21 protein-coding genes are annotated in these 25,778 nt (G+C 46.4%); 10 read left to right on the forward strand and 11 right to left on the reverse strand.

Going from position 1 to position 25,778, the window contains the following annotated elements:
* The first annotated feature begins 616 nt into the window (after positions 1-616).
* A complete protein-coding gene (locus tag QUB30_RS21020) occupies positions 617-805 on the forward strand; it encodes a CsbD family protein (protein WP_333337092.1) in 189 nt (62 codons plus the stop codon).
* Positions 806-1,084: 279 nt separating this feature from the next.
* On the opposite strand, the gene QUB30_RS21025 is transcribed toward QUB30_RS21020, so the two are convergent.
* The 3 genes from QUB30_RS21025 to QUB30_RS21035 form a co-directional block, all read right to left on the reverse strand.
* Positions 1,085-3,052 carry a calcium-binding protein gene (locus QUB30_RS21025; RefSeq protein WP_333337093.1) on the reverse strand — a complete coding sequence of 656 codons (1,968 nt, stop codon included), beginning with the start codon at positions 3,050-3,052 and terminating at the stop codon, positions 1,085-1,087.
* 6 nt (positions 3,053-3,058) lie between these two features.
* Entirely contained in the window at positions 3,059-3,247 is a 189-nt protein-coding gene (locus QUB30_RS21030) for a hypothetical protein (protein ID WP_333337095.1), read from the reverse strand.
* A 268-nt stretch (positions 3,248-3,515) separates the two neighbouring features.
* Complete coding sequence (locus QUB30_RS21035) at positions 3,516-4,649, reverse strand: cob(I)yrinic acid a,c-diamide adenosyltransferase (protein WP_333337097.1); 1,134 nt, start codon at positions 4,647-4,649, stop codon at positions 3,516-3,518.
* Positions 4,650-4,875: 226 nt separating this feature from the next.
* Between QUB30_RS21035 and fraC the strand changes: the two genes are divergently transcribed.
* The 5 genes from fraC (at position 4,876) to larE (ending at position 9,408) form a co-directional block, all read left to right on the forward strand.
* The gene (gene fraC / locus QUB30_RS21040; RefSeq protein ID WP_333238794.1) at positions 4,876-5,397 is read left to right on the forward strand and encodes a filament integrity protein FraC; all 522 of its coding nucleotides are present in this window, start codon (positions 4,876-4,878) and stop codon (positions 5,395-5,397) included.
* Between the two features lie 9 nt (positions 5,398-5,406).
* Complete coding sequence (locus tag QUB30_RS21045) at positions 5,407-6,405, forward strand: DUF5357 family protein (protein ID WP_333337100.1); 999 nt, start codon at positions 5,407-5,409, stop codon at positions 6,403-6,405.
* Positions 6,406-6,663: 258 nt separating this feature from the next.
* Positions 6,664-7,437, forward strand: coding sequence for an ABC transporter permease (locus QUB30_RS21050; RefSeq protein WP_333337102.1), 774 nt, complete (start codon positions 6,664-6,666; stop codon positions 7,435-7,437).
* 124 nt (positions 7,438-7,561) lie between these two features.
* The gene (locus QUB30_RS21055) at positions 7,562-8,341 is read left to right on the forward strand and encodes a Uma2 family endonuclease (RefSeq protein ID WP_333337104.1); all 780 of its coding nucleotides are present in this window, start codon (positions 7,562-7,564) and stop codon (positions 8,339-8,341) included.
* Between the two features lie 236 nt (positions 8,342-8,577).
* Complete coding sequence (larE, locus tag QUB30_RS21060; RefSeq protein ID WP_333337232.1) at positions 8,578-9,408, forward strand: ATP-dependent sacrificial sulfur transferase LarE; 831 nt, start codon at positions 8,578-8,580, stop codon at positions 9,406-9,408.
* A 461-nt stretch (positions 9,409-9,869) separates the two neighbouring features.
* Here the strand turns inward: larE and QUB30_RS21065 are convergent, their stop codons facing one another.
* Positions 9,870-11,507, reverse strand: coding sequence for an ATP-binding protein (locus tag QUB30_RS21065; RefSeq protein ID WP_333337106.1), 1,638 nt, complete (start codon positions 11,505-11,507; stop codon positions 9,870-9,872).
* A gap of 191 nt (positions 11,508-11,698) precedes the next feature.
* The gene (locus QUB30_RS21070; RefSeq protein ID WP_333337108.1) at positions 11,699-13,567 is read right to left on the reverse strand and encodes a polysaccharide biosynthesis/export family protein; all 1,869 of its coding nucleotides are present in this window, start codon (positions 13,565-13,567) and stop codon (positions 11,699-11,701) included.
* A gap of 329 nt (positions 13,568-13,896) precedes the next feature.
* Between QUB30_RS21070 and QUB30_RS21075 the strand changes: the two genes are divergently transcribed.
* Positions 13,897-14,592: a class I SAM-dependent methyltransferase gene (locus QUB30_RS21075; RefSeq protein WP_333337111.1), complete on the forward strand. Its 696-nt coding sequence runs from the start codon at positions 13,897-13,899 to the stop codon at positions 14,590-14,592.
* Positions 14,593-14,605: 13 nt separating this feature from the next.
* Here the strand turns inward: QUB30_RS21075 and QUB30_RS21080 are convergent, their stop codons facing one another.
* Genes QUB30_RS21080 through QUB30_RS21090 form a run of 3 tightly spaced genes read right to left on the reverse strand, consistent with a single transcriptional unit; the run spans position 14,606 to position 15,636 of the window.
* Complete coding sequence (locus QUB30_RS21080) at positions 14,606-14,962, reverse strand: DUF4864 domain-containing protein (protein ID WP_333337113.1); 357 nt, start codon at positions 14,960-14,962, stop codon at positions 14,606-14,608.
* 46 nt (positions 14,963-15,008) lie between these two features.
* The gene (locus QUB30_RS21085) at positions 15,009-15,377 is read right to left on the reverse strand and encodes a hypothetical protein (protein ID WP_333337115.1); all 369 of its coding nucleotides are present in this window, start codon (positions 15,375-15,377) and stop codon (positions 15,009-15,011) included.
* Positions 15,364-15,636 (reverse strand): BrnT family toxin, encoded by a 273-nt coding sequence (locus QUB30_RS21090; RefSeq protein ID WP_333337117.1) that lies wholly within the window; start codon positions 15,634-15,636, stop codon positions 15,364-15,366. The genes QUB30_RS21085 and QUB30_RS21090 overlap by 14 nt, the downstream gene beginning before the upstream one ends.
* 63 nt (positions 15,637-15,699) lie before the next feature.
* Here QUB30_RS21090 and QUB30_RS21095 point away from each other — a divergent pair, with 63 nt between their 5' ends.
* From QUB30_RS21095 to QUB30_RS21105, 3 genes are all read left to right on the forward strand, one after another.
* On the forward strand, positions 15,700-16,338 hold the full coding sequence (locus QUB30_RS21095) for a histidine phosphatase family protein (protein ID WP_333337120.1): 639 nt from the start codon (positions 15,700-15,702) through the stop codon (positions 16,336-16,338).
* Positions 16,339-16,483: 145 nt separating this feature from the next.
* Entirely contained in the window at positions 16,484-17,251 is a 768-nt protein-coding gene (locus tag QUB30_RS21100; protein WP_333337122.1) for a YebC/PmpR family DNA-binding transcriptional regulator, read from the forward strand.
* A 183-nt stretch (positions 17,252-17,434) separates the two neighbouring features.
* Positions 17,435-18,964, forward strand: a complete 1,530-nt coding sequence (locus QUB30_RS21105; protein ID WP_333337124.1) for a hypothetical protein — start codon at positions 17,435-17,437, stop codon at positions 18,962-18,964.
* Between the two features lie 373 nt (positions 18,965-19,337).
* Here QUB30_RS21105 and QUB30_RS21110 read toward each other — a convergent pair whose 3' ends face one another.
* The 3 genes from QUB30_RS21110 to QUB30_RS21120 form a co-directional block, all read right to left on the reverse strand.
* A complete protein-coding gene (locus tag QUB30_RS21110) occupies positions 19,338-19,940 on the reverse strand; it encodes a Uma2 family endonuclease (RefSeq protein ID WP_333337126.1) in 603 nt (200 codons plus the stop codon).
* Positions 19,941-20,061: 121 nt separating this feature from the next.
* The gene (locus QUB30_RS21115) at positions 20,062-21,936 is read right to left on the reverse strand and encodes an adenylate/guanylate cyclase domain-containing protein (protein WP_333337128.1); all 1,875 of its coding nucleotides are present in this window, start codon (positions 21,934-21,936) and stop codon (positions 20,062-20,064) included.
* A 144-nt stretch (positions 21,937-22,080) separates the two neighbouring features.
* Positions 22,081-25,407: a PAS domain S-box protein gene (locus QUB30_RS21120; RefSeq protein ID WP_333337130.1), complete on the reverse strand. Its 3,327-nt coding sequence runs from the start codon at positions 25,405-25,407 to the stop codon at positions 22,081-22,083.
* Positions 25,408-25,778 lie beyond the last annotated feature (371 nt).

The following is a 25,778-nucleotide window of genomic DNA, read 5'->3' on the forward strand; positions in this document are numbered from 1 at the left end:
CAGCAAAGATTTGACTTTCCCAAGCTACACAAGTTTGGTGATTTTGAGCTAACATTCTCATGAAACTCATGCTCGATCGAACCCTCAATCGATTTATGAATGATTTGCGATCGCTATATTCGTCAGTAGCTGTGGAATTAGCTCAACCCCATCCACGCATTTCAATAGAGATGGTTTTTTGTGGACTGTATGATTTTTCGCGAGCTGTGTGGCGGGATAGAAGTACAAATGTAGTTAGCTATGTTGTTGAGACTCTTAAAATGTTGGGCTTGATTAAACAACAACGTAAGCAATACCCTTGAGAAGGCTGGTTACTATCAGGAACTTTGGGGGTTAACTGCTTAAGTTGACACCAATCGGCATTGCCATGTCCCTACCGGATATATGTACTTCATATCGTTTCCGGTTGGATGGGAATGATAAAGTCAAGGTCAATAATTCCACATTCCCCCACTCCCCACTCCCCACTCCCCACTCCCCATCATTCCGGTGTAACCGGAATTGATATCACTCAACTGAAAACCGCTATAAAGTTAAGAACAAATCTATCTCAAGAGGGATTCAAACTCAACTTTAAAATCATACCTTAGTAGTTGTAGAGTTAAAATAAAAAATAATGAGCATTGAAAATAGAGTCGAAGCAACTGCTAAGAATATTGAAGGCAAAGTCCAAGAGGCTGTTAGCGAAGTTACAGGCAATCAGAAAGATAAATTAGAAGGTCAAGCCAAGCAGGACGAAGCATCAGCCATTCACCTGAAAGAAGACCTCAAAGATAAAGCAAAAGAGATTGTAGACAAAGCTTAGTAACAGTATTCGCTACAAGTTTCCTGCCTACTCAATCCAGCAAACATATCGTTTGCTGGCTTTTTTTATGCTCGCCCCAACTTGTAGGGTGCGTCAGGGGGAACGTCGCGACGCAATGAAACTCAGGCTCCCCGATCCAGAATGCTCGACTAAAGATCGCTGCAATAAAAAAGCTAGGGATTGATCTCCCTAGCTCGAAACATAGCACAATTAGTTTTTAGAGTTGGTGCGGGCGACGATCGGCTTTTTCCAAACCGACCGTACACGCTCCCACCTAAATTAAATCAGCACAATATCTGATGCAGTCAAGCGTGGTTTTTCGTTGAGCACTGCCAGTGTAATGCCTTGCCTGTTCCCAGCACCGTCAGGGTCGTACAGCAAGCGACCGCTGGCACCTTCGTAAACGAGGAATGGTTGCGATGGATTTCCCCCTATCGGAGTCACATTGTTGTTGTAAGTTCCGTTGTCGAGCACTACTAACACGTTAGAACCGGGTCGATTTGGCAGCGTATTGTCTAATGGTGGTAAGAGGAACGAATCGTACTCGAGTATCAACTTGTCTCGGCCGGATTCAAAATCCCCGATTTGGTCTGGGTTATTACCCAGGCTGCCGTTGGGGTTGACCGTGACGCCCTCGCCGAAGTTGTTGTAGTAGAAGCTGTCATTGCCACTGCCGCCAATCAGCGTGTCTGCACCGGGCCCGCCGCCGAGAGAGTCGTTGCCGTCACCCCCGAGCAAATAGTCGTTCCCAAAGCCGCCCAATATCGTGTCGTTTCCTCCGCCGGAATCTAAGGTATCGTCCCCGTCAATTCCTGGGGTAACAAGACTGGTGGGGCCGCCGAACAGTATGTCATCGCCAGCACCAGTAGTGATAAGATCAGTGCCGTTGCTGCCAGCGATGAAGTTGGCGCCCAAGTTATCAGTAATGATGTTTGGCGTTGATTGGGCACCGCTAAAGTTGACACCAGTAGCGTAGGAGATGGTATCGTTACCGCCAAGGGTGCCAATTAATCGATCGCGCGTGGTGCCAAACACGATTCTGTCATCCCCTTCACCGCCGTTCATGAAGTTGGTGACGCCAGCGGTGCTGTTGGCAATTAACAGATCGCTGCCCAGGCCGCCGTCGAGAGTAATCAGCGCAGCATTAGTACCGGCAAAAGAGGCATTGAGCGTATCGTTGCCGTCTCCACCGGAGGCTTGAGTAAAGACGCCCCTCAAGCTGTCATTGCCTTCGCCGCCGATCATTGTATCAGTCGAAAAAGCTGCCACGAGCGTGTCGTTGCCCGTGCCGCCGTCGAGCAAGTTTCGACCGGCGAAGCCTGGAAATGAACTCGATGCGCCTACACTCGAAAGTGCACTCACCGTCGCCGACACGATGAAGTCGTCGCCTCCACCTCCCTGCGCGGTATCCTGCGTGGCAAAAACCCGGATCGTGTCGTTGCCGTCGCCGCCGTCAAAAAAGTTTCTGCCTTCGCCAAAATTCCCGATCGGGCCGTAGAGAGAATCGTTGCCCCCACCGCCAATCAAGGTAGTTCTCTCAATGCCGACAGTGATGACGCTCGAAGCAAACGGGCTTGTCTGGGTAGTGTTGGTAATGACTAAGATGTCGTCGTCAAGATCGCCGGACAGGTAGCTGCTGCTAGCAACACCTCGTAGCGTGTCCTTGTCTTTACCACCGAAGAGACTGTCTCTCTGATTGATACCTACAATCAAGTCGTCGCCCAAGTCGCCCCGCAAGTAGTTGCTGCCTTCATTGCCAGCGAAGCCTATAGCTAAGCCACCAGATAAAGAGAGGTTGTTGCCGCCGCCTGCGATGAAGAAGCCGATGGCGTCATTGCCCTTGCCGCCGTAGAGGGAGTCTCTTCTCTGCGACCCTCCCAGCATGGTATCTGCGTCCTGATTACCAAACATCAGGTTAGCTTCGACAGTACCTTGGAGGAAGTCCTCGCCCTCGCCGCCGAACAACGTAGCCTGGGCTTCAGCGATTATTGTGTCCGAGCCTCCGTCGCCATACAGCACCGCCGGAGTGCGCTGGGATCTGATTGAGTCTTCGTCCTCGCCGCCTACCAGGGTATCGTTCGGGCCAACTGAAATCAGAGTATCGTTATCGGCTTCGCCAAATATTAAGCTGCCGCCCAGGGTGGAAGTTCTAATCGAATCTGCCCCGGCTCCGGCGAAGATTGTATCCGGGCCCAGTCCCGGAAGGTTTAAATCAACTTGATTAGGATTGTCATTTAGTGTTGTCATACAGCTTCACTCCTCTACTTCTTGTTGGTCATCGCTTGTGCGACTACAGACACTGCCTAGAACACCGAATGTTTGGATGCCGCTGTAGTTTAACCTGTTTGCCAGCCGCAAGTCTAGCCTACTGGCGTTAACCCTGTCTAGACTTTCTCCATCGCTGACTTTTTGCTTGTAAGCTTTTATTTTCAATGTCTTCACCCTTTAATATTCCTTTTGCACAGTCTCAGGTGCTCACGCTCAAGAAGACGCGGCTCATATTCTTAATGTTCCACTTGGGATTGGCGGTCGGGGATCGCGTCCCGGGGCGGAAATTAAAGATTAAAAAAGGCAGATCGGGGAGATCGGGAAGACAAGGAAAATTGGGAGATTGGTTACTTGGTTACAAGGCTTTGTGGCAATTTCCGGTTTCCCAGGCAGGCCGTCTTTAAATAACTGGTACGATCGAACTCGCCAACTGCTGGGGGAGCTAAAAGTCTACGCCCCGCTTTAGTTCTACGCCCCGATCGCCGTAGTGTTTGTGACAGTATACCTCGGAGTGTACGCTTGCCAAGTCAAAGTAAGCGTGGGGTTTGTGGCAGCGCCCGGTGATAATAATTTCTGTATCGCGGGGCTTGCGCAGGAGCGCTTCGACGATCGGCTCTACCGAAAGCAGTTCTAAGTCTACTGTGGGATTGAGTTCGTCGAGAATAATCGTTTTGTACCAGCCGCTGGCGATCGCACATTTGGCGATTTCCCAGCCGCGTTCTGCTTCGATGCAGTCTAGCTCTTGCTGTTGCCCCCGCCAAACTATAGCATCCCGGCCGCACCGCTGGTGGTCTACTAGCTGCGGGTAGCTTTGCCGCAAAGCTGCGATCGCCGCATCTTCTGTATAACCGCTGCCGCCTTTGAGCCACTGCACGATTAACACCCGGTGAGATTGGTCTTGACTGATACCCCTACCTATTGCCTGCAAAGCTTTTCCCAAAGCGCTCGTAGACTTGCCTTTGCCCGCTCCAGTGTATATTTCGATACCCGAAATATGATGCTCGGCCGCTGCGGGGTGATAGTGGGGCTTCATTTCTGAGTGCAAGTCGGCAATATCCAGCAAAGCGGACGGGGCCGCTCGGCCTGTGGCGATTACTTCTAAATATTCTGGTTTGTTTTTGAGGGTTTGGACTACTTCGTCAACTGGCAGCAAACCCAAGTCCAATACGGGGTTTAGTTCGTCTAGTACCACGACGGAATAGAGATCGCTGGCGATCGCTCCTTTGGCAATATCCCAGCCTCGTTGAGCTTCGGCGCGATCGAAGCGGGTGATTGCTTCGGCCCCAAAATATTCGGCTCTGCCGGTGCGCACTTGGTCGATCAAGTGCGGAAATGCCCGTTGCAAGGCTTCTATTGCCCCGTCTTCGTCGTAGGAGCGGCCGGGGCCTTTGAGAAAGCGCAGCAACAAGACTCGCGTGGGCGAGGCCGAATTGATACCCAGCCCGATCGAGCGCAACACTACTCCCAAAGCTGCCTGAGACTTGCCTTTCCCAGCGCCGTCGTAGACGTGAATCTGACCCGCGGCGCGTTCCGAGCGGGATGAGGCTGTCCGAATACCAATGCCATTCCTTACCATAATCAGCAGTTATTGAGTCTGTCTCGGGGTGGGTATTCGATCGCGCGAATTGAATGTTTAATTTTTCCATTCTGTTGGCGGATCTCAAAAGATTATAAGATACAGTCTCTACCCCCTATTTTACTAGCGACGAGCGAACGCAATCAAGGGCTAAAACCTGCAGTTAAGATTATTGCGCTTGTGATGTACAATTAAAATCTAACACGGGCTGATATACCTGAATCCTATGATTGCCAATGTTTTCCCATTTCGGACTGTTTTGGTGCAAATTTTAATTATGTTTTTGGCGATCGCGATCGAAGCGTGGTTTCTGCAAAAACTACTTAAACTCGAACCCAAAACCAGCGTTGAATATACAGCTATCCTCAATCTCTCTTGTACTTGCGTAGGCTGGTTAGTTTTCTTTGGCATTGAAAGCGTTATTTCAAAAGATTTGCGGGAACGGCTGATCGGTTACATCTTATTAGGGGGAGCGCAGGATATTTACCCGGCAATTACTCTGATAGCCGTTTCAGTATTAGCAGTAACTTTTTTAGCTAAATGGCAGGGATTAGAAATTATAGAAAACATAGTTTCCGGCAATAAAAAAGCTTCCAAGCCTCAGTTTATAGGGCCTCCCACCCTCAGCCGCCGCCTTCCCAAAAAAACTTTTCAAGTAACTACCCAGTTTGGAGGAATTTTAATCGCCCACACTGTTAGCAATTTCGTTATTTTAACCGTGTTGTTTTTGCAAAGCGTCAATAATTAATTGAAATTTATGATGAAGCAATTGTTGGATGTCACTCAGCAACTCACTAAGCTGACGAACAACCTTTGGGAAGCCAATAAAAAAATCCAAAAGGCGATGATTCCGCCTAAAGTTGTCCACTGGAAGACGCCTTTACTGCTCAGCATCTTTTTAGGTTTGCTGTCGGTGGCGGCAGTCACTGACTGGCGGACGAGAACTCTGATGTTTGATATGAGCTGGTTATTTTTTACACTTTCAATGGGTTTGCTGACCAGCCAGCAACCTTTTGTTATTAAAGGAGTAAGTCTGAGTCCGTGGGTGACAAGCATCTTAATTGGCTTGTGGTTGCTGCTAAGATTGCCGTCAGACAGGAAGGAAATAGCATGGATATCCGGCCCGCTTATAGCAGTAGTAATTCTTGCGACAATAGAGATTTGGAATAGCGAGTCAAAACGGGAAAGTATCAGGTCGTTGGTGCGCCCTCAGTTTTTGATGATTACTCTAGTTCACCTGCTGTTTTCCTGTTGGTTTGCATTTCACTTTTTAATTCAAGGTTGGATACAACAGTATCCGAGCGTTTTATCGCAGGATTTGAGGCAAAGCGATTATGTGGTGACATTTCAACAGCCAACTATTAATCGCTCCCGAGGAGTTGTCATCCTGAATGCAATGGAGCGATACCTGCAAAATGAAGCCCGCACAAAACCGTGGGCGCAGGTAGAGCAAATGTTAATAGATATTGACAACGAGCGATTTTTTCTGAAGAATCAAGCCTTAAAAACAATTGGGGTAGTCCCAGAAGATGCGAGCTGGGATGTCAAAACTTCGATCGTCCAAGGAGATTCCCGCTATCAGTTAGATATGCAGGCAACTTGGCTGGGGCTGGTTTTTAGACCCGAAATATATTCGTTTACCAAATCTTGCGAGGTGTTCGATATAGGTAATAGGGCGACTGTAACCTGCGATGCGATCAAACGCTCTCAACCCGGACAGAAAAAAGATGGAACGGCGGGGGACAGTCAAGTTTGAGCCTGTCTCAGGCAGTTACGAGAGTGTCCCAGAAGAAAGGGGAAGAGGGGGAAATGGGAAGAGTGTCCGAGCCCGAGAGTGGGAGATGGGGACAGGGGGAGATGGGGAGATGGGGGAGAATCTTTCCTCGAATCGGGGACTTCTTTAGTCAACATCCCATCAGTTAAATCCGTTAAATCCATTACACTTCTTCGTTGCCGAACTTCTTTTTTCCCTATATAAAAGTATGGTGAAAGTTTCCAGCGGGTTAATAACTAGATGAATTTGAGAAGAATCTTGACAGTTGCGACCAATGTATTTTGGGAAGTAATTCGCGATCGCATCCTTTACTTAATTATTATTTTTGCTCTGTTGATGGGAGCATCGGTACGGTTGATACCGGAATTGGCGGCGACAACCGAGAATAAAATTATCTTAGATGTCGGTTTGGCTGCTATGACCATTCTCGGTCTAATTGCCACAGTCTTTGTGGCTACCGGATTGGTCAACAAAGAAATTGAAAAGCGGACTGTTTACCTGTTAGTTGCCAAGCCGATAAGTCGGGCTGAGTTAATTGCGGGCAAGCACTTAGGGCTGTCGGCTGTGCTGGCGGTGCTTGTAGCAGCAATGACTGTTATCTATCTGGCTATTCTGAGTTTGAGCCGGATTCCTTTCCCTTTGGGAAGCATTTTAATCGCTTCGTTGTTTGTCTGGTTTGAGCTGTGTCTCATGGCTGGTGTCGGGATTTTATTTGGCGTGTTCAGCAGTTCGCTACTGGCAACTTTACTAACATTTGGCGTTTATTTGATGGGACATTCAACGCGGGATTTAGTGGCTTTGGGCAAGTTAACTAAAAATCCTGCTATTGAACAATTGATGATGGGACTTTATTTGGTTTTGCCGGATTTAGCCAGATTCAATTTGAGAAACGATGCTGTGTACGGACAAGTTCCTTACTTGGCAGGTTTGATTACAGATGCTGGCTACGGTTTGCTGTATGTGGTGCTGCTGCTTTCAATTGCGATCGCCATATTTTCCCGTAGGGAATTTTAAAACGCGCCTTCGCTACTTTCAAAAGTTTGAGTATATCAAACGATCGCGTTAAAATATAAAGCAGGCGATCGCTCAGAAATCTCGACTAAAATTAAAATTTTTATTGCTAATAATGAGGTGACTTATGACTGCTGTAATTCACAAACCGATATCGCAGCTAAAAATTACCTGGCCGCTGCTACCCGATGATTTTATCCTACCAGACGACCCCGTAGAAAATATAGAACATCCTTTAATCTCTAACGGTTTGCGCCAGTCTGTAGTGGATTCCCCGGAACTAATGCAAGACGCACTAATAGTTTCTAATTTTGCTTTGTGCGCTGCTGTGGACGATCGCACTATTTGCAAAGCCCCAGACTGGATGTACGTGCAGCCGGTTCAAAAGAGGCCTCACAACTATCCCCGCCGCAGTTACACGCCTCATACCGAAGGAAATGTCCCTTTTGTAGTGATGGAATTTCTATCAGCTACTTACGGCGATGAATACTCTGTCGAACACACAGAAGAAATCGGAAAGTGGTTTTTTTACGAACAAGTAATCAAAGTTCCTCGCTATGTCATTTTTCGGCCGCATACAGGCAGAATAGAAGTTGATGCGCTAGAATTGGGGCGTTACGAGAATCAAAATCCTGATGAAAACGGGCGTTATTTAATACCTGGATTAAATCTATTTTTGGGAGTGTGGCAGGGAACTCGCGAAGGTAGAACGGGATATTGGCTGCGCTGGTGGAATGCAGCCGGTGAGTTGCTGTTGTGGCCGGAAGAACGGGGTGAAAATGAACGACAGCGCGCCGGTCGCCAACAGCAAGACAAAGAGTCAGCCGAGACGCTGCTGGAACAGGAAAGACAGCGAAATCAACAGCTTTTGGCTCGATTGGCACCCCTCGGTATCGATCCCGAATAAGCTGTTCTGCATTTAAATACTACCTTTGGCGGGCTTTTCTGTTCCCCCAAAAGATCGGGACTTACGCATCGGGGCCCCTGCGAAACGGGGTTTTTTACCTTGGGTGCGGTCTAGAACGAGTCTTTTCGTAAAAAAACCCGGTTTCTAAACAATCGTGCGTAAGTCCTACAGATGTTGAAGAGAAATCACCCTGTAAATTAGATTGCGATAGCTTCGCAGTAATAAAAGTGGAAATTATGTTAGTGGAAAAACTCGCACAATTAAAAGATATTTTCGCACAGATGGAACGGGCTTTGATTGCCTACTCCGGCGGAATTGACAGCACTTTGGTGGCAAAAATCGCTTTTGACGTGTTGGGCGATCGCGCTTTGGCAGTGACGGCAGTTTCCCCGTCTTTACTGCCCGAAGATTTAGAAGATGCGCGGATTCAAGCAGCAGAAATTGGCATTGCCCACGAGGAAGTAGAAACTCAGGAAATGGCAAATCCCAATTACACTTCTAACCCGGTTAACCGCTGCTATTTTTGCAAAAGCGAACTGCACGATACTTTGAAACCCCTAGCACTAGCAAAGGGTTATCCTTATGTGGTGGATGGGGTGAATGCTGACGATTTAAAGGATTACCGTCCGGGGATTCAGGCGGCAAAGGAACGCGGCGCGCGATCGCCCTTAGCAGAAGTAGGAATCACTAAATTTGAAGTGCGGCAGTTGGCAAAAGAATTGGATTTGCCTTGGTGGGACAAACCGGCTCAACCTTGTCTGAGTTCGCGCTTTCCTTACGGCGAAGAAATCACCGTTGGAAAGTTGCAAAGAGTGGGGCGCGCCGAACGGTATTTGCGGCAGTTGGGACTGAAAAATTTGCGAGTGCGATCGGATGGAGATACGGCGCGAATTGAGTTACCTGCAGAAGAGATTCAGGAGTTTGTGGTAAATACGGATTTGCCTGCATTGGTGGCGGTGTTTCAGGAGTTTGGTTTTGTTTACGCGACTTTGGATTTGGAGGGGTTTCGCAGTGGCAAATTAAATCAGGTTTTGCAACCTGAGCTTTTGGGTGGGAAAGTTGATTAATTTTCGATAATACAAAAAATTTCTCATGATTGATGTAGTTTGGGAGATAGACACAGGGGATCAATCTCAATCGAACATTTACCTTTGATGTAGCAACTTATAGCTTTCAAGGATCGAATTGTTAGGATTACAGGACTTACGCAAAAGTAACGTATTTCTGTCGCCGGGCCAACTCAGTGAAGCAATCTCAAAGTCTTGCTACACCATCATAATGCGTAAGTCCTGATTAATTATCAACTTAGAATTTTGAATACTGTGGAGGGAAACTCCCACAGCAGGTTTAGTTTTGAATTTTCAGGGGAAACCATCCGATCGATTTTTGCAAGAGTTTCATGGTTCAAATCCATCCTTGCTAAGATTTTAGCCCTTCCGCTTCATCTCACCGTCGCGATGATCGCACTTCCCAAAACCCAACTCTCCATCTCTATGGTCAAAATCTCACTCAAGTTGAACTCAAAACCCTAAGTTGGGGGAGATTTAACTTTTCGCCATGCAGCGGTAATACGCGATTTACCTGGCACAATTTCTATCAGCTTCTTTTTTCGCAAGCGATTAAAAATATTTTTCATAACTTGACCTGAATCAATTCCAACGAGTTCTCGACCAATGCGATTAGTAATTTCTTCGTGTTCTTCAAGGTAATCCATGACTGATTGCTCATACTCCGAATACATTTCATAACTTGAGATCGCATTTTCTGAAGCTTCATCAATAGTTCCAACTCTACGCCAAGCTGCATTGCTTTTTGCTCTTTTAGGAACAGCTTCAATAAGTCCGTTATCTCTTAATCTGTAAAATGCCTGCTTGATAGTTGCTTCTGAACGAATTCCAGTTTCTTTTCTAGCAATTTTATTGGTTATTTCTTTGTGCTTCTCTAAATACGACATTATTTGTACTTCTATTGAAGCCAGAGGTTCGTGTTTAATGTATACAATTACAGAATTCTCAGTCTCTTTTATGTCAGGGGGTTGTAGTCTTAACTTAGCCATTGCCTGAAAAGCAGTATTGAGACCTTCTCCTACATCTTTATTAGGTGGATTGGGAAATTTGTTGATTATACGAACAATAGCTCCATTCCTTGCATATTGTTCTTTCAGAATATTTTTTACTGTAACGTGGCCTGGCAATTTTCCTGGATTTTCAATCTCAATTCTATTGTCGAAAATACGGATGTGAGTATCACAAGCTATACTGTAATCTCTATGCAGTAAAGCATTTGTGACAATTTCATGAATAGTTTCTTCGGGATATTGGATATTTTCTAATCCTTGATTCCCAATTTTAGGTATTTTTTCAATAATTTCTATTGTTTTAGTTACAGTTTCCTGAACTTGCTTATACAAACAACCTTCGATGGTTATTGGGGAAAAATCAAGAGTGTCTCTTGTTCCTTCTGACTCTTTTGTTTTATATCTATAAATTTTAACGCCACAATGCTTGGGAAAAACAGCTTGAGGTTCATCTGCAAATAATAAAATTCCGGCAATTATTGGTTTTTTTCTATGAATTAATTGTTGCTTTTTCAGCCATAACTCAGCTTCTGTAGTTGGAACTACAGCGTTAATAAATTCGCTCATGACTTCGGAATCAGTGATTACTTCAAGCTCTACATCAATAGTTTTTCTTTCATAGGATTCTATACCTTTGTCGAGTTTTAATCTTTCTAAAGCTGCTTGAGTTGTAATAGGCACAGTTTGTGCTGAACGTCTTAAATATGGAGTACCGTCCGAAGCTTCTACTACTCCTCGTGATTTAAGAATAGTCACTTGCAAAACTAGACCCGGATGGCATTCAGAGCTAAGAAATGTATATGAATAACCATCACCAAGTGGGAAAAGTTCCTCAAAAATTTGTAAATGCCCATTTGCAGATTCTTGATCGGCAAAACCTCTCCAATATCTTGTTTTTGTATTGCCTAAAATCTTCTCATCAATTCCGATGTAAAGCTCTCCACCATCCGCATTGGCAAATCCCGAAATAAATTTACATAATTTTGCTGGTTTTACATCTATCGCCTTGAAGTCGAGAAAATGACTTTCTTCCTTTTGAAGAATCTGATTTAATTGCTCTGAAGTGATTGGAACTACTTCAATTGACATATAGTTTAGTTGCTTACAGCTTAATAAGTTTTAGGATGTTTGCCGTATATTTTGGATGTGCGATGTAATAGCAAATCCGGGTTTAATACCCCCTTTATTTCTTAGTCCGCGTGGACTTCGTTTGACTCTATGCAGCGGTTTCAACCGCCGAGTCATAAAGAGGGTGGCTAACTTTCAACGCCCGAGTCTTATCAAGGAGTAGTTGGCTGCATTTGCTGTAGCTGCATTTGCTGCTGCTGCTGATTTTGGAGCTGAAGTTGCTGCTCCTGGATCTCGAGTTGCCGATTCTCAAGATCTATTTGCCGCTGTCGGTCTTCAAGTTGCAGTCTTCTGTCTTCAAGTTGCAGTCTTCTGTCTTCAGCTTGCTGCAATCTATCTTGACGTTGTAGCTCTCTTTCTAGCAGTCTGTCTTCACGTTGCTCTTGTCTGTCTTGACGTTGTTCGCGAAGCTGTCTGAGCTGAATTCGCCGGTCGAAATCTCCTCCCAAAAATAAGTTTTGAAAAGTTCTAATCGTTGTATCAAACCCACTCAGAATGCCGCTAACAGCGCCGATCCCAGTTGCAACTCCTGCGATCGGCTGCAAGAAACTGTTGATATTGTCTGCTACCCTGGTATAGCCCGATCGCGCTACCAGAATCACATCGTTGTTGCGGAGAGTTGGGTTATTGTCAGGATTCAACCCTTGAGCAAAATCCACCTCGATAGTGCGGCGAGAAACAGTACCGTTGGGGTTCAAACGCAGCAGTTCTACCTTGTCTTTTTTTGCCCGCAATTGATTGAAACTGCCTGCCGTCAGCAAAGCTTGGTGCAGGGATGTACTAGGCCGTACCTGCACAGCCCCAGGCCTAATTACTTCTCCTACAATATTGATGCTAATCGCGTTCGGAGAAAAACTGCTATTGGCGACTTGAGAAACTTCAGCTAAGTCTACAGTAGCTGCTGTCGGGATAATCACGCTATCTCCTTCTTGCAGCAAAACATCTTGAGTCGCGTCGCCTTTTTGCAGCAAATCCCACAGATTTACCATGATACTTTGTTCGTTGCCACCTCTGATTCGGCGGCGGATTTGCACGCGGCGTATGTCCGCTTCTGTAGTGATACCGCCAGCAATTTTGAGCGCTCTAGTTATCGTTGGTAAACCGACAACTGCTCCTTGCTGTTGCTCGATGCTGACAAAACCCAGTTCTGTTTGTTGGTTGGTCGATCGCAAATCAGCAGCAGATATAGTATAAGGCCCCGGCCTGTTTACCTCGCCGACAATTACCACGCCAATTGGTTTAGTAATATCAGCGGAAAAATTAGCACTGGCTCTTTGACGAACTTCTTGAGTATTCAGGGCACTTGCTGTCGGTACAAAAATTGTATCTCCATCTCGAATCGTGACATCTTGACGCAAATTTCCCGTCTCTAAAAAATTCTGCAAATCTACCGTAGTAACTTGCTCCGGCCCGCCTCTGCGGGGACGGCGAATTTGAACATTTCGCATATCTCCTGCTGATGTCACCCCTTGTGCAAGTTGCAGCATTTCCATCAAAGTCGGAAATTTTACTCCTCCTCCTTCTCTAGTGGGATTAATCTTGTAGGAACCCGGGCGAGTAACTTCACCGGCAAGGCCTATATTAAGAGGGCGAGCGACGATCACAGTCACGGTAACAACGGGAACATTGATGAAGGGTTCGTATCGCTGGGTAATCACGTTAGCAGCTTGTTGCAGCGTCAACCCTTGAATTGAGACGCTGCGAATGATTGGCAAATTGAGCGTCCCGTCAACTAACACTTGATATTCTTTGCTGAATTCAGGGACGCCGAAGATATCTAAAGCAATGCGATCGCCCGGGCCTAAAGTATAAGCTGCTTCTGGTGTCAGCGGACCAGAATTGCCTATCGGCGGCAAACTTACACCCCGAGGTGGCGGCGGCGGTACTATCGGTTGGTTTGAGTTAGGAGTGGCGGCAGGATTTCTGATGGCAGGCAACTGAGCTATACTGGGCAGGGAACTCAATAGCACCAGGAGTGCTGACAAACTCAGACTTTTAGCGGTTTGAACGTTATGTTTCATATTTCTTCCCTGGTTGCAGCCTGCCAATGAACGAGAGCAATTTAGCTAGTTGATTTTAGTTTATTTTCCCTGCTGTCCAGTGTAGCCTCGCTTCGCTGCAAAATCCACAGGTGGAATGATAAAAATAGTGCGATCGCACTTAACTATTTTGTACCTTGTTTGTAAAGAAACTGTAAAGCCCGCCAACTGTTCTCAGGATTAGGATCTCGTTTGAGCAAAATTATTCATACATAACTCGGGATACAAATCAACCCGCCAAAGAAATGGATAAAAAAAGGCCCTGATTTGAGGTAAAATGTTAAATAATTCTCTCAGCAGGACAAAGACAAGTGTCACTAAAATTGGATCGAGTAATTCTTTGGGGACGCTGCTTGGATGAATACATAGGAATGTTTAGCTTGACATCAAGTGACCTCAAGCTAGCAATTCTTGATTGTGCCGGCGGCCCGGCGAGTTTCAATGCCGAAATGACTCGCCAAGGTAAAAAGGTAATTTCTTGCGATCCAGTTTATCAGTTTACTGCGGTGGCAATTGGCGATCGCATCCAAGAAACATATCAAACTGTGATTGACGGTGTTAAAGCCAATTTAGACGGCTACCTGTGGAATAATTTTGAATCGCCATACCAGCTAGGCGAAGTGCGAATGAAGGCGATGCAGGAATTTTTAGAAGATTTTCCATCCGGCTTGCAGCAAGGCCGATATATTAATGCTGAGCTGCCAGTTTTGCCTTTCGAGAACCGTCAATTCGATTTAGCTTTGTGCAGCCATTTCTTATTTGCTTATTCTCACCTGCTTTCCGAAGAATTTCATCTGGAAGCTATTACAGAAATGTGTCGGGTTGCGAAGGAAGTCCGGGTATTCCCTCTATTGCAGAGTTTTAGCGGGGAGGAATCCGATCACTTAAATCCGACGATCGCAGAATTGAAAAAGAGAAGTTTTAGTGTAGAAATTCAAGAGGCTCCTTATGAGTTTCAAAAAGGCGGGAATAAGATGCTGCGAGTTAGCAAAAAAAGCTCTGCCTAAAAGTAGGCATAACTTATTGTGCTGTTATGGAAACCAAATAACAGCCGTTAATTCGCCAACTATTATCAAACTGTTTTTCCATGAGATAAATGGCTCGGATTGGAATGCCTTCCGAGTCCAGCAACAGCACCGGCTGAACGGGAATTCCTTCAACAGTGGCGAGGTCTTCAAATAATACCGAGCGCGGACGGTAGACAGCTTCATAGGCAATTTTTACCATGTGCATAAAGTTTTCTGCTGTGCGAAACTGCTGCTGAATTCCGGGACTGGCAAAGGCAAAAGCCCCAGCAGCATCGTCTTTTTGAAATGCTTGCAGTTGCTGTTCTACGACTGAGCGAATGGTAGCGCGATCGCTATCAGTAATGTGCATAATTAATTTTGATAAGAAAGTGCTGTTAGGGCTGGGCGCGTCCAAATTACTGAGGGCCTGGCAATTCGCGATCGATCCCTAGACTATCTGCCCATTGCTTAACCCGATTGTGCTCAATGGCCGTCTTGTTTGTCTGGTAATCTTGCAAGGCTGCGAGACTCTTGGCGATCGTTTGTTCTTCGCGGAGGGGTTGAAACTCATTTGCTGTGTCAATTTCTCCAGTAATTCTAATCAAAAACCGCAGAGCTTCATTCACTGCTTCAGAATCGGGAAACATCTCTTCAACATCCGGTTCTAAACGAATATTTACACCACCAAAGGTCTTTCGTCCAGAGCCTACCCTTCTTACACGCAACTTCCTCAAATCATATTCCGACCGCAGCTCATCGTCCATCCCTGTTTCATCCTTCTTCATAAACTTCTCGCTCCACTCGTGTTACTTTTATGGCGCTAATCAAACGAATAAAATCTGCTCTTTCTGTATACGACATTATCAATAAATTACCTTGCTGGGACTCTCCAACAATAATATAGCTATCTTCTTCATCAGAGTGATCCGGATCGTATAAATCGACGTATAGGCGATCGTCAAAAACCGTTCTGGCTTCCTCAAATGAGAGCCCATGCTTGGATAAATTTACCGCAGCCTTGTTTTCATCCCACTCGAATTTCATAAAGATCCCAAATCAGCATCTTTGATATAATATTACATCAAGAAGCAAAACTAAAACCAACTCATGCCACAAACAGTCTGGATCGCACGACACGGAAACCGCATCGACTTCGTTAACCCCGACTGGTTTCTCACCGCAGAACACCGCTACGATCCCCACCTTTCCGAAGACGGTCACATTCAAGCCAAACAACTCGCAAATCGCCTCAAAGGTGAAGGAATTTCTCATATTTTTGCTTCTCCTTTTCTGCGAACTGTCCAAACAGCAAATCACGCGGCTGAAGCTCTCGATTTGTCAATTAAACTAGAGTGGGGACTGTGCGAATGGCTGAATCCTGAATGGATGACAGAAATGCCGGAAACTGAGTCCGTCGAAGCTTTGTGCCGGCGCTTTCCCAGGATTGATGCTTCCTACAAAGGCGGTATTGCTAATTATCCCGAAACCGTGGAAGCTTGTTTCAAAAGAGCGGGGGAAACTGCTAAACGCCTCGCGGCAGAGTTTCCCGAAGATATGTTATTAGTAGGTCACGATGCGTCGGTTTTAGGAACTGCGATCGGGCTGGCGGGCGGTGCGGAAACGGAAATTAATGCTTCTCTGTGCTGTTTGGTAAAAGTGGTACGGGGTGAGGGAGAATGGTCGATCGCACTTAATGGCGATACTTCTCACCTGAGTCACTCTGAAACCGCGATCCGGTTTAATTAAAGTTGAGATTCGTGCGAAAAATCGCATTTTATGCTATGTGTGTAAGGTGCGCCGAGGTGCACCCTACGTTAATCTGATTTGTCCGAATCTGGGTGTTATTATTTAATCTCGATCGCACATTTTAAATCGAAAATCTTAAATAGGTATGGCTGGACACAGTAAGTGGGCGAATATTAAACGCCAAAAAGCTAGAGTTGATGCCGTTAAAGGCAAAGTTTTTGCTAGAATATCTCGCGAAATTATTGTCGCGGCCCGCAGCGGAGTTCCCGATCCCGCTGGCAATTTTCAACTGCGGACGGCTATAGAAAAAGCCAAGGCGGCGAGTATTCCTAATGAAAACATAGAAAGGGCGATCGCCAAAGGTGCGGGCTTGGCCGGGGGAAGTTCGGATTTAGAAGCTATTCGCTACGAAGGTTACGGCGTTGGCGGAGTTGCTATTCTAATTGAAGCGCTGACAGACAACCGCAACCGCACAGCGGCTGACTTGCGAGAAGCTTTTACTAAAAATGGCGGCAACCTGGGCGAAACTGGTTGTGTGGGCTGGATGTTTGACCACAAAGGAGTTTGTACGGTACGCGGCCCGATTGATGAGGAACAATTGTTGGAAGCGTCGCTAGAGGCGGCTGCGGAATCTTATGATTTGATATTAATTGATGAGGATACTGAAGGTGCAGAGGTATTTACAAGTGTGGGTAATTTGGAACAACTGGCTGATGTGTTGAAACAAAAAAAGTTTGCTGTTTTGCAGTCGGAAAATCGCTGGATTCCGAGCAATACAGTGGAAATAGATACTCCTGACAAAGCTCGATCGCTCCTAAAGTTAATGGATGCACTGGAAGATTTGGACGACGTGCAAAGTGTGACGGCTAATTTTGAAATGACCGATGAATTGATGTCTTCGGTCATGGTTTAATGGTTGAAAGATGAGGGATGGGGATCGTCCTGCTGGCACTGCAAAAGACGAAAAATCGCCAGCGGGACGATCGCGCTACACTATTACCAGGAAACGAATCCCTATCTGTACGCGAGTGGGGAGTGTCAAATCCAACGCATTGCTGAAAAAGCTGCAATGAAAACGTCACCCCAAAGTAAACCAATGCTAGATAACAACGAAAGCAAAATAGACAGCATCCACTCACAAGAAGTTCTCTCAGCAACCGAAGTAGCAGAAACCAAGGATCGATCCAAATCGGAGGTGCAGGCTGAACCAGGGGATAAATCCAATTGGTTCGGTTCCGTGTTCGGAGCCGTCTCTGCAACGGCGAGTGCGGTAGGGAATGCGGTAGGGAATGCCGGAAGTGCGATCGTTAATACCGCGAGTGCGGTAGGGAATGCAGCAGGCAGTGCTGGAGGTGAGATTGTTGTTAATACCGCGAGTGCGGTAGGCAATGCCGGAAGTGCGATTGTTAATAGCGCGAGTGCAGTGGGAAATGCAGTAGGCAGTGCTGGAGGTGCGATTGTTGTTAATACCGCGAGTGCGGTAGGCAATGCCGGAAGTGCGATTGTTAATACTGCGAGTGCGGTAGGGAATGCGGTAGGCAATGCCGGAAGTGCGATTGTTAATACCGCGAGTGCGGTGGGGAATGCAGCAAGCAGTGCTGGAGGTGAGATTGTTGTTAATACCGCGAGTGCGGTAGGCAATGCCGGAAGTGCAGCACTCCAATTTCCCAATTTTTGGGGTTCAGCCCTCGGTTCGATTTCCCAGAGTCCTATCTTGAAAAAACTGACTGAAAATTTCAAAATCGACTGGTTAGTTAATGCGATCGATAAAGTTGATGTAGTGACTGCCGAGGGGCCAGTTCGAGAGTTGCAGCGCCAATATCCTCACGAGAAACCTCAAGAAATCGCACATCGCTTAATGGTGGAAAAAGCCTTGCTAGCGGCAGGAAGTGGCTTGGTTAGCAGTTTAGTTCCGGGCGCAGCTTTGGCATTTGCTGGCATGGATTTAGCGGCAATGACGGCGTTATCCGCCGAGTTGGTTTATCAAATAGCTGCCGCCTATGGAATGGATTTGCAATCGAGCGATCGCAAAAAAGAAGTTGTCGCTATTTTCGGTTTATCCTTGGGGAGCAATTTAGCGATCGAAGCTGGAGTTACGCTTGTCAGCAATATTCCCTTGGCGGGTGCGGTGATTAATGCTAGCGCCAGTGCGACAATGATTTACGCGCTGGGATACGGTGCTTGTCGGTTTTATGAAGCGCATCTCGATTCCTCGAAAATCGAAACCAAGCTCGAAGATTTACGAGAAGTCTTGCAAGCGGAAAGTGAGCAATATTTAGAGAAAGCGATCGCACAAGAAACGGTGATGGATTGGATTTTGGTGTATGTCGTCTATACCACCCAAAAATTTACCCGATGGGATGAGTTATTACCCGAATTACAAGCAGCGAATTTAAATCCCACGTCTTTAGCTGAGATTGAAGCGGTGAAAAATAAGTCTAAATTGCCTCCCAAGTTGGATATTTTACTCGAACAACTCGAACTCGACTTTGCCGAACCACTTTTAAAGCGATGCACTGACATCATCGAGGCTGACGGTGAAATTAATGAACAAGAGGGGAAAATTTTGCTGACAATTCAACGGGCTGTTTTGAGCAAAAGAAAGCAAGCTCAAAAGCAAGCCTAGTAAACTTCTATCTAGAATGCGGTATCGGAACCCACTGAAGCACAAACTGAAGTCTAAGCTAGATCGCAAACTCCCCCGTGCGTTCACGCCCGGAAGTGTCAAATCCACTGCTCATAAACTGCCTTAAGCCAATGATTACAACTCTGGGAACGAGAGCAGTTAATTGATATAATTCCGGTTGCACGAGCAAGATGATTGTTGGCTGTTGACTGTTGACTGTTGACTGTTGACTAAAATTATGCTTTCGGGACAACTGACTGTTTGGAGGTTGGAACAATACCGATGCAACCGCACACGATATGATTTAGTGATTGGAGCTAAAAAATAAATGACAGATGAATTGATGTCTTTGAGTATGGTGTAACGATCTAAATCACCAGATTTTTGCCATCCACAAGACAAATCCCGGTAACTCTGGATCTGCGCTGACTGTTTCAGGATTATCTAAGATTTCAGGTTCGCGATCGGGACGGTAGATGTAGACTTTTCTATTTTTGCGATCGAGCAAAAAGCCGAGCGATACACCATTGTCAATATATTCTTGCATCTTGTTTTGCAATCCCTTGAGAATATCACTAGCAGACCGCAATTCAATCACAAAGTCTGGACAAATCGGTGCGAATGAGGCTTTTTGTTCTTCTGTTAAGGCATTCCAGCGCTCTAGTTTAATCCATGAGGCATCGGGGGATCGGGTTGCTCCATTCGGCAAGGTAAAGCCTGCACTGGAGTCAAACGCTTCACCTGTGCCATCTTGTTCTGCCCAGTTCGCAAGTTGCTGAGCAATTTTAATGTTGCGGTTCCCTGTATCTGAAAAGGCTGGTGACATAATGATAACTTCCCCACTGGCTGTACGCTCAATTCTCAAATCGCGATTAACTAGACAGAATTCATAGAACTGTTCAACAGTCATCGATTGGATCGCAGGGAAATTGACCGTCAGTGGGACGCTTTCGGTTTGAATTAGCAGCGTCGTCATGGTTTTTCCTTTTTTTGGTGCAGGGGTGATAGAATACTTTGAGCTTACACTATTTTAGCTTGGCGATCGAAAGTCTTAGTCGATCGCGGATTCGGAGGCTTGTATCCGTTTTTGGGTTGGGTCAATAATCTTTTTTCCCAGTCAGTAAATAAGTAACCATGTATCCCTTGCCCTTAACTTGAATAGCGCCGCGCTTCTGAAAAGTATATTTATCTTTTAATATCTCGTAGGTTTCGGCGGTGACTTGAATGCAGCCGGTAATCCCGTGGGATTCCATGCGCGAAGCAATATTTACTGTGTCTCCCCAGAGGTCGTAAATAAACTTCTTTAAGCCGATCACGCCGGCAACGACAGGGCCACTGCTAATCCCGATCCGAATGCTGAAAGGTTCCGAATGTTCTAAACTCAGGAGCCTAATTTCGTGCAGCATATCGATCGCCATGTTCGCAACCGCCTCGGCGTGATCCTCTCTGGCCGTAGGCAAACCGCCGACAACCATGTAAGCGTCACCAATAGTCTTAATTTTCTCCAAACCGTGGCGATCGGCCAAGTGGTCAAAAGCCGAAAAAATATCGTTGAGGACTTTCACCACCGCCGTCGCTGAAATTCTCGACGAAAGTTCTGTAAACCCCACAATGTCGGCAAACATCACAGTGACTTCCCCAAAACTTTCGGCGATATTATGTTCATTGTCCTTCAAGCGCAGGGCGATCGCTGCCGGCAAAACGTTCAACAGCAGTTGCTCGGATTTAGCTTGTTCGAGTTCCAACTGCAGGTAAGCAGCCTGCAACTGTTCGGCTTGGCGAATTCTTTCTCGGGCTAGCTTTTCGATTTGGGCGGTGCGGCTCAAAGCTGTCAGCATATATGTCACCGGAATCAGAGTCCACAGCATCCCCATCGTCAGAGTTCCCCAAGAGCGCCAGTGCTTGCGAATCCTCCGAATTTCCGGCGTTGCCGACACGTACAGAGACCACTGGCGGCCGCTAATTTTCAGCAGCCTTTTGCAAGCTGTATACTCCGGGCCTGGATTGTAAAGAATCGGGCAGTTTTGTCTGAGGGATCGTTCCGCAGCGGCTGATGCTGGGAGCACTTGTTGGTTGGCGGATTGGAACAGCACCGCAAATTGCTGAATAGGGCCGTCAGCAGGCAGATTTTTGAGAACGGGGCTGCCCGTTTGCGGTAACAGCGGCGGTGCTTCTTGCTTGTCTGGAGCCTGGCTGGCGAGATAAATGGTGAGGTAGTCGGTATTGCGTCCTTTTAAAGAGGTTTGGAAAATATCTTTGCCTCGAAATACGCCCAGAACAAATCCTTGCAGCAGTTGGCGGCGGGATTCTAGGGTAGTTGGTTTAGTGCTGGTTTCGTAAATCGGAACTATTGCCAAAAGACCCAGTTCCGGAACATGCCCCTGAGTTAGGCCGACGTAGTTGGTGACAATCATTTCTCCAGTATCGCGGCCTCGATCGAGCGCGGCGCGGATTTCTGGGTGGGAGGCGAGGTCAAAGCCCAATGCTGTCTCGTTTCCGGCTGTTGGTTCGACGTAGAAAGCCGGGAAGTATTCGGAACGTTGAGGGGCCTTGCGCAGTTCTCCTCGGGGGCCGCGCTCTGTAATCTCGAAGCTGGAGTCGGTTTCGCTTCTGGCTTTGGCTTCGTAGTTGCGCCGCTGAGCATTGGGGATGCGGGGGGCCCAAGCTAGGAGTTGCAGGCTGGGGTGGACGGATAGGGGACGGGCGACAAACCGGGCAAAAGAGGAACGCTCGACGGCGCTGAAGGCTTTCATGTAGTCGCTGAGGGCGAGAACTGCGTCTAAGTCGGAGTTTAGCTGGCGTTCGATGCCGATGGAAATATCGTCGATGCGGCGGTGCATTTCGTAGTCGCGGCGGTTGTCTTCCCAGTCCCAAACCAAGGCGAATGCCAGGGCCGAGAGTCCTACACCCAAAGCGAGCGTCAACCCGGCTGGAATGTAGCGAGACCAGGATAAAGGTAGTTTTTTGAGCATAATTGCCTAGCGAATAAGGGCAGCAGATTAGCACACCGCTGAATGCGATTTATTTCGGCTTCTGAGTGCGGTTAATTCAAAACCCTGATAACTCAAGCACCGACGGCAATTGGGAATTAAAAGTTAGATATTGAAACTTTTAGATTAATTTCCGTTAGCGGAGCAGGGAATTTCAATCCAGAATTCCGCTCCCTGTCCGGGCGCTGAGATGCACCGCAGGGTTCCCCTATGTTTTTCTACCACAATCTGATGGCTGATGGACAATCCCAAGCCTGTTCCAGACCCTACCGGTTTGGTGGTGAAGAAGGGGTCAAACAGCCGTTTGCGAACGTCTTCGGTCATTCCCGGGCCGCTGTCGGCGATGCAAATGACGATGCGATCGCAATTAACGAGCTGGCTTTTACTTTGGCTTTTCAAGCCGGCTTTTTTCATTTCAGTGCGAATCACGATCGTCCGAGGTTGCGGTTGGTTTTCTAGTGCGTCGATCGCATTGCTGATAATGTTGAAAAATACCTGGTTAAACTGCCCCGCACAACAGTAAACTTTCGATATTTTTCCGTAGTCTTTAATAATTTCAATCAGGTTTTGTTTATTTTCCTGATGCAATCGGTGTTGCAAAATTAACAGCGTGCTGTCAATTCCTTCATGAAGGTCGGCAAACTTCATTTCTGATTCGTGTAACCGCGAAAAATTCCGCAGAGACAACACAATTTTACTGATTCTTTCTACTCCGATTTTCATGGAATTGAGCATTTTTGGCAAGTCTTCCTTGAGGAAATCTAAATCTAATTCCTTAACTTTTTCAGCAATCTGAGGTACTGGGGATGGGTAGCTGTGCTGGTAGAGATTCAAGAGTTCAATTAAATCGTGAAAATAGGTGTATGTATGAGAAATATTGCCGTTAATAAAAGTTGCGGGATTGTTGATTTCGTGGGCGATGCCAGCCACCATCTGACCGAGGCTCGACATTTTTTCTGATTGAACTAATTGGATTTGAGCGTCTTGTAGCTGTTCGTAGGCTTCTTGCAATTGGGCTGCTTGTTTTTTCAATTGAGATTGGGAAGCTTGGAGTGCTGCTTCGGAAATTTTACGGTTGGTAATATTTTCAATCATCCCTAATTTGTAAATAGGTTTTCCTTCGCCGTCTCTAATCAAAGTAGCTGTGACGTTTACCCAAACAATTTTACCTGTAGCGGCAATCTGGCGGATTTCGATTTGATAGCTCGTAATTTCTCCCCGCTCTAGAGAAGCAGCAACTTGGAGATTTTTGGGATTATCTTCGGGATGGCCAATGTCTATAAATGTTTTGGCGAGCAATTCGGCTGCGGTATATCCCAGCATTTCGCAGTAAGTTTTATTGACTCGCACTAACTTGTTATCGTCTAAATTGGCTAAGTAGATAGCAATGGGTGCATCTTCAAAAATTGTGCGAAATAGTTCCTCGCTGGCGCGGACTTGAGCTGCTAGGGAAAGCCTGTCGGTGATGTCTTCAAACGTAGACAAAATGCCGACAACATTGCCGTAATTGTCGTGTAAAGGTATTTTATTTGTCTCCAGACAGCATTGGGTGCCGTCGGCTTGCATTTTTGATTCTATGATGTGATATTCTGGGCTGTTTGTTGCCATGATACGGCGGTCATCGGCTAGAAAAACTTCTGTTTCTTCCGGCGTCCAGGGCATATCGAAGTCGGTGAGACCGGCGATTTCATTGGGGTGATTGAAACCTGCGACTTTAGCAAAGTTTTTGTTGCCTCCCAAATAAACTAAATCTCGATCTTTCCAGGCGATTAACTGAGGGATGTTGTTGATTACCAACCACAGCATTTTTTGGGACGTTTGCAAGGCTTCCGTGCGTTCTAGGACGCGCTTTTCAAGTTCTTGATTGGCTTGTTGCAGGGCGATTTTTGACTCGCTGAGGGCGATTTCTGCTAGCTTGCGATCGCTGATGTCGATTGTCACCCCCTCCCAAAGTATATCGCCGCTCGGTTGCAGTTCGGGGCGGGCGATGCCGCGAATCCATTTCAGTCTTCCCGATCGCGTTACGATCCGCCCTTCATATATCCAAGGTTTTAAAGTTTCGCCGGAAATTGCGACTGATTCTAACAGCGGTTTTAGGTCGTCTGGATGCACCCTCGACCACATTAAATCGGAGTTTTGTTGAACTTTTTCTGGATCTAATTCGTAGAGTTCCCAACAGCCGGAACTGACATAAATGAATTCATTGGAACCGTCGGGACGCAGCAAGTATTGATAAATCATTCCCGGCACGTTGGCCGCCATTTTTTGGAATCTGGCTTCGCTTTGCCGCAGTGCGGATTCTGCAAGTTTGCGATCGCTAATGTCAATCAACAAGCCGTCCCAAATAATGTCATCTTTTTCGCCCGGTTCGGGTCGCGAAGCCCAGCTAATCCACTTAATCCGATCGCCGCCGGGAAAAACTAATCTGCCTTCCCACCGCCAAGGCTCTAAAGTTTTAGCTGAGATAGCAACAGATTCGTGGAAGCTTGGCGCATCGTCTGGATGAATCATTTCGATAGCGGGAATAGCTGAATTTTGGAGTACCTCTGGTTCTAATTCCCAGAGTTCGCGGCAGCCGGAACTGAGGTAGGGGAATGACATAGTGCCGTCTGCTGCTAACTGAAATTGATAAATCATTCCGGGAACGTTGGCGGCTAGTTTTTGAAACCTCGCTTCGCTTTGCCGCAGTGCTGTTTCTGCTTCTACGCGATCGGTAATATCGTAAAATGCCGATAAAATTGCTGCTTCGCCGTTAAAATTAATCGATCTCATCGACATTTTTACCCAAAAAAAACTGCCGTTTGCTTTCCTGAGACAGATTTGTTCGCTGTCGCTAAAGCCCTTTTGTTTTACTGATTCTAGCAATTGAATGGGGTCGTGGATATTGGCATAAAAATCATTGTTTTTGCCACCCATAAGTTGTTCGTAACTCAAACCTAAACTTTTTTCAATGGCAGGATTTGCATACAAAATTACGCTGTCTTCTAGGCGAGTAATTAGCAGGGGAACGGGAGTCGCAGTGGCGATCGCCCGCAATCTTTCTTCGCTTTCTTGCAGGGCTGTTTCGGCTGCTACTCTTTTGCTAATATCGTTCTGAACTCCGATAAAATGAGTTAATTTTCCCTCGTTGTCTAGGATGGGGGAAACGATTAATTCGTTCCAAAAAGGAGTTTTGTCTTTGCGGTAATTTTTGAGAACTACCTTAATTTCAGTTCCCGCTCGCAAACTGCTGCGGAGTCTGTCTAATTGGACGCCATCGGTATCCGGGCCCTGCAAAAACCGACAGTTGCGTCCAATAACTTCTTCGCGACTGTAACCAGTCAGTTTCTCAAAAGCAGGATTGCAGTAGATAATAGGTATGTCAGGCCTGCTAGCATCCGCGATTAGAATGCTGTTGCTCGATGCTGCGATCGCCCGCTCTAGGAGAGACAGGTGGAAAGAGTCTGTTGTCATCGGTGGCAAGATCCAAACTCCCGAGGAGCGGACTGAACAATAAAAATTTATAAATAGCTTGAGTCATTCTTATTCTATAATTTTATTTTTAATTTAGCTTTGTTAACCAAGTCAGCAGCCAAAACCAGCCGACGGGGGAGACGAGTAAGACCATTTGAGATTTGAGATTTGAGATTTGAGATTGGCAATGACTGATTCCATAATGGTTTGGAACAGGGGCATAAAGTGGCCTTCTTGTTTGAAAGTATGATAACAGAAGGCATTCGGCACTTATCCATAAAAAAAAAGGTGAAAATACCGAAGGCGGAAAGAAAACAAAAGGTGAAAATACGGCTATTTCCAACTTTTTTCTTCTCCTCCTTCCATCCGGC

Source organism: Microcoleus sp. BROC3, from assembly GCF_036702515.1.
In the GTDB taxonomy this organism is placed as follows: Bacteria; Cyanobacteriota; Cyanobacteriia; order Cyanobacteriales; family Microcoleaceae; genus Microcoleus.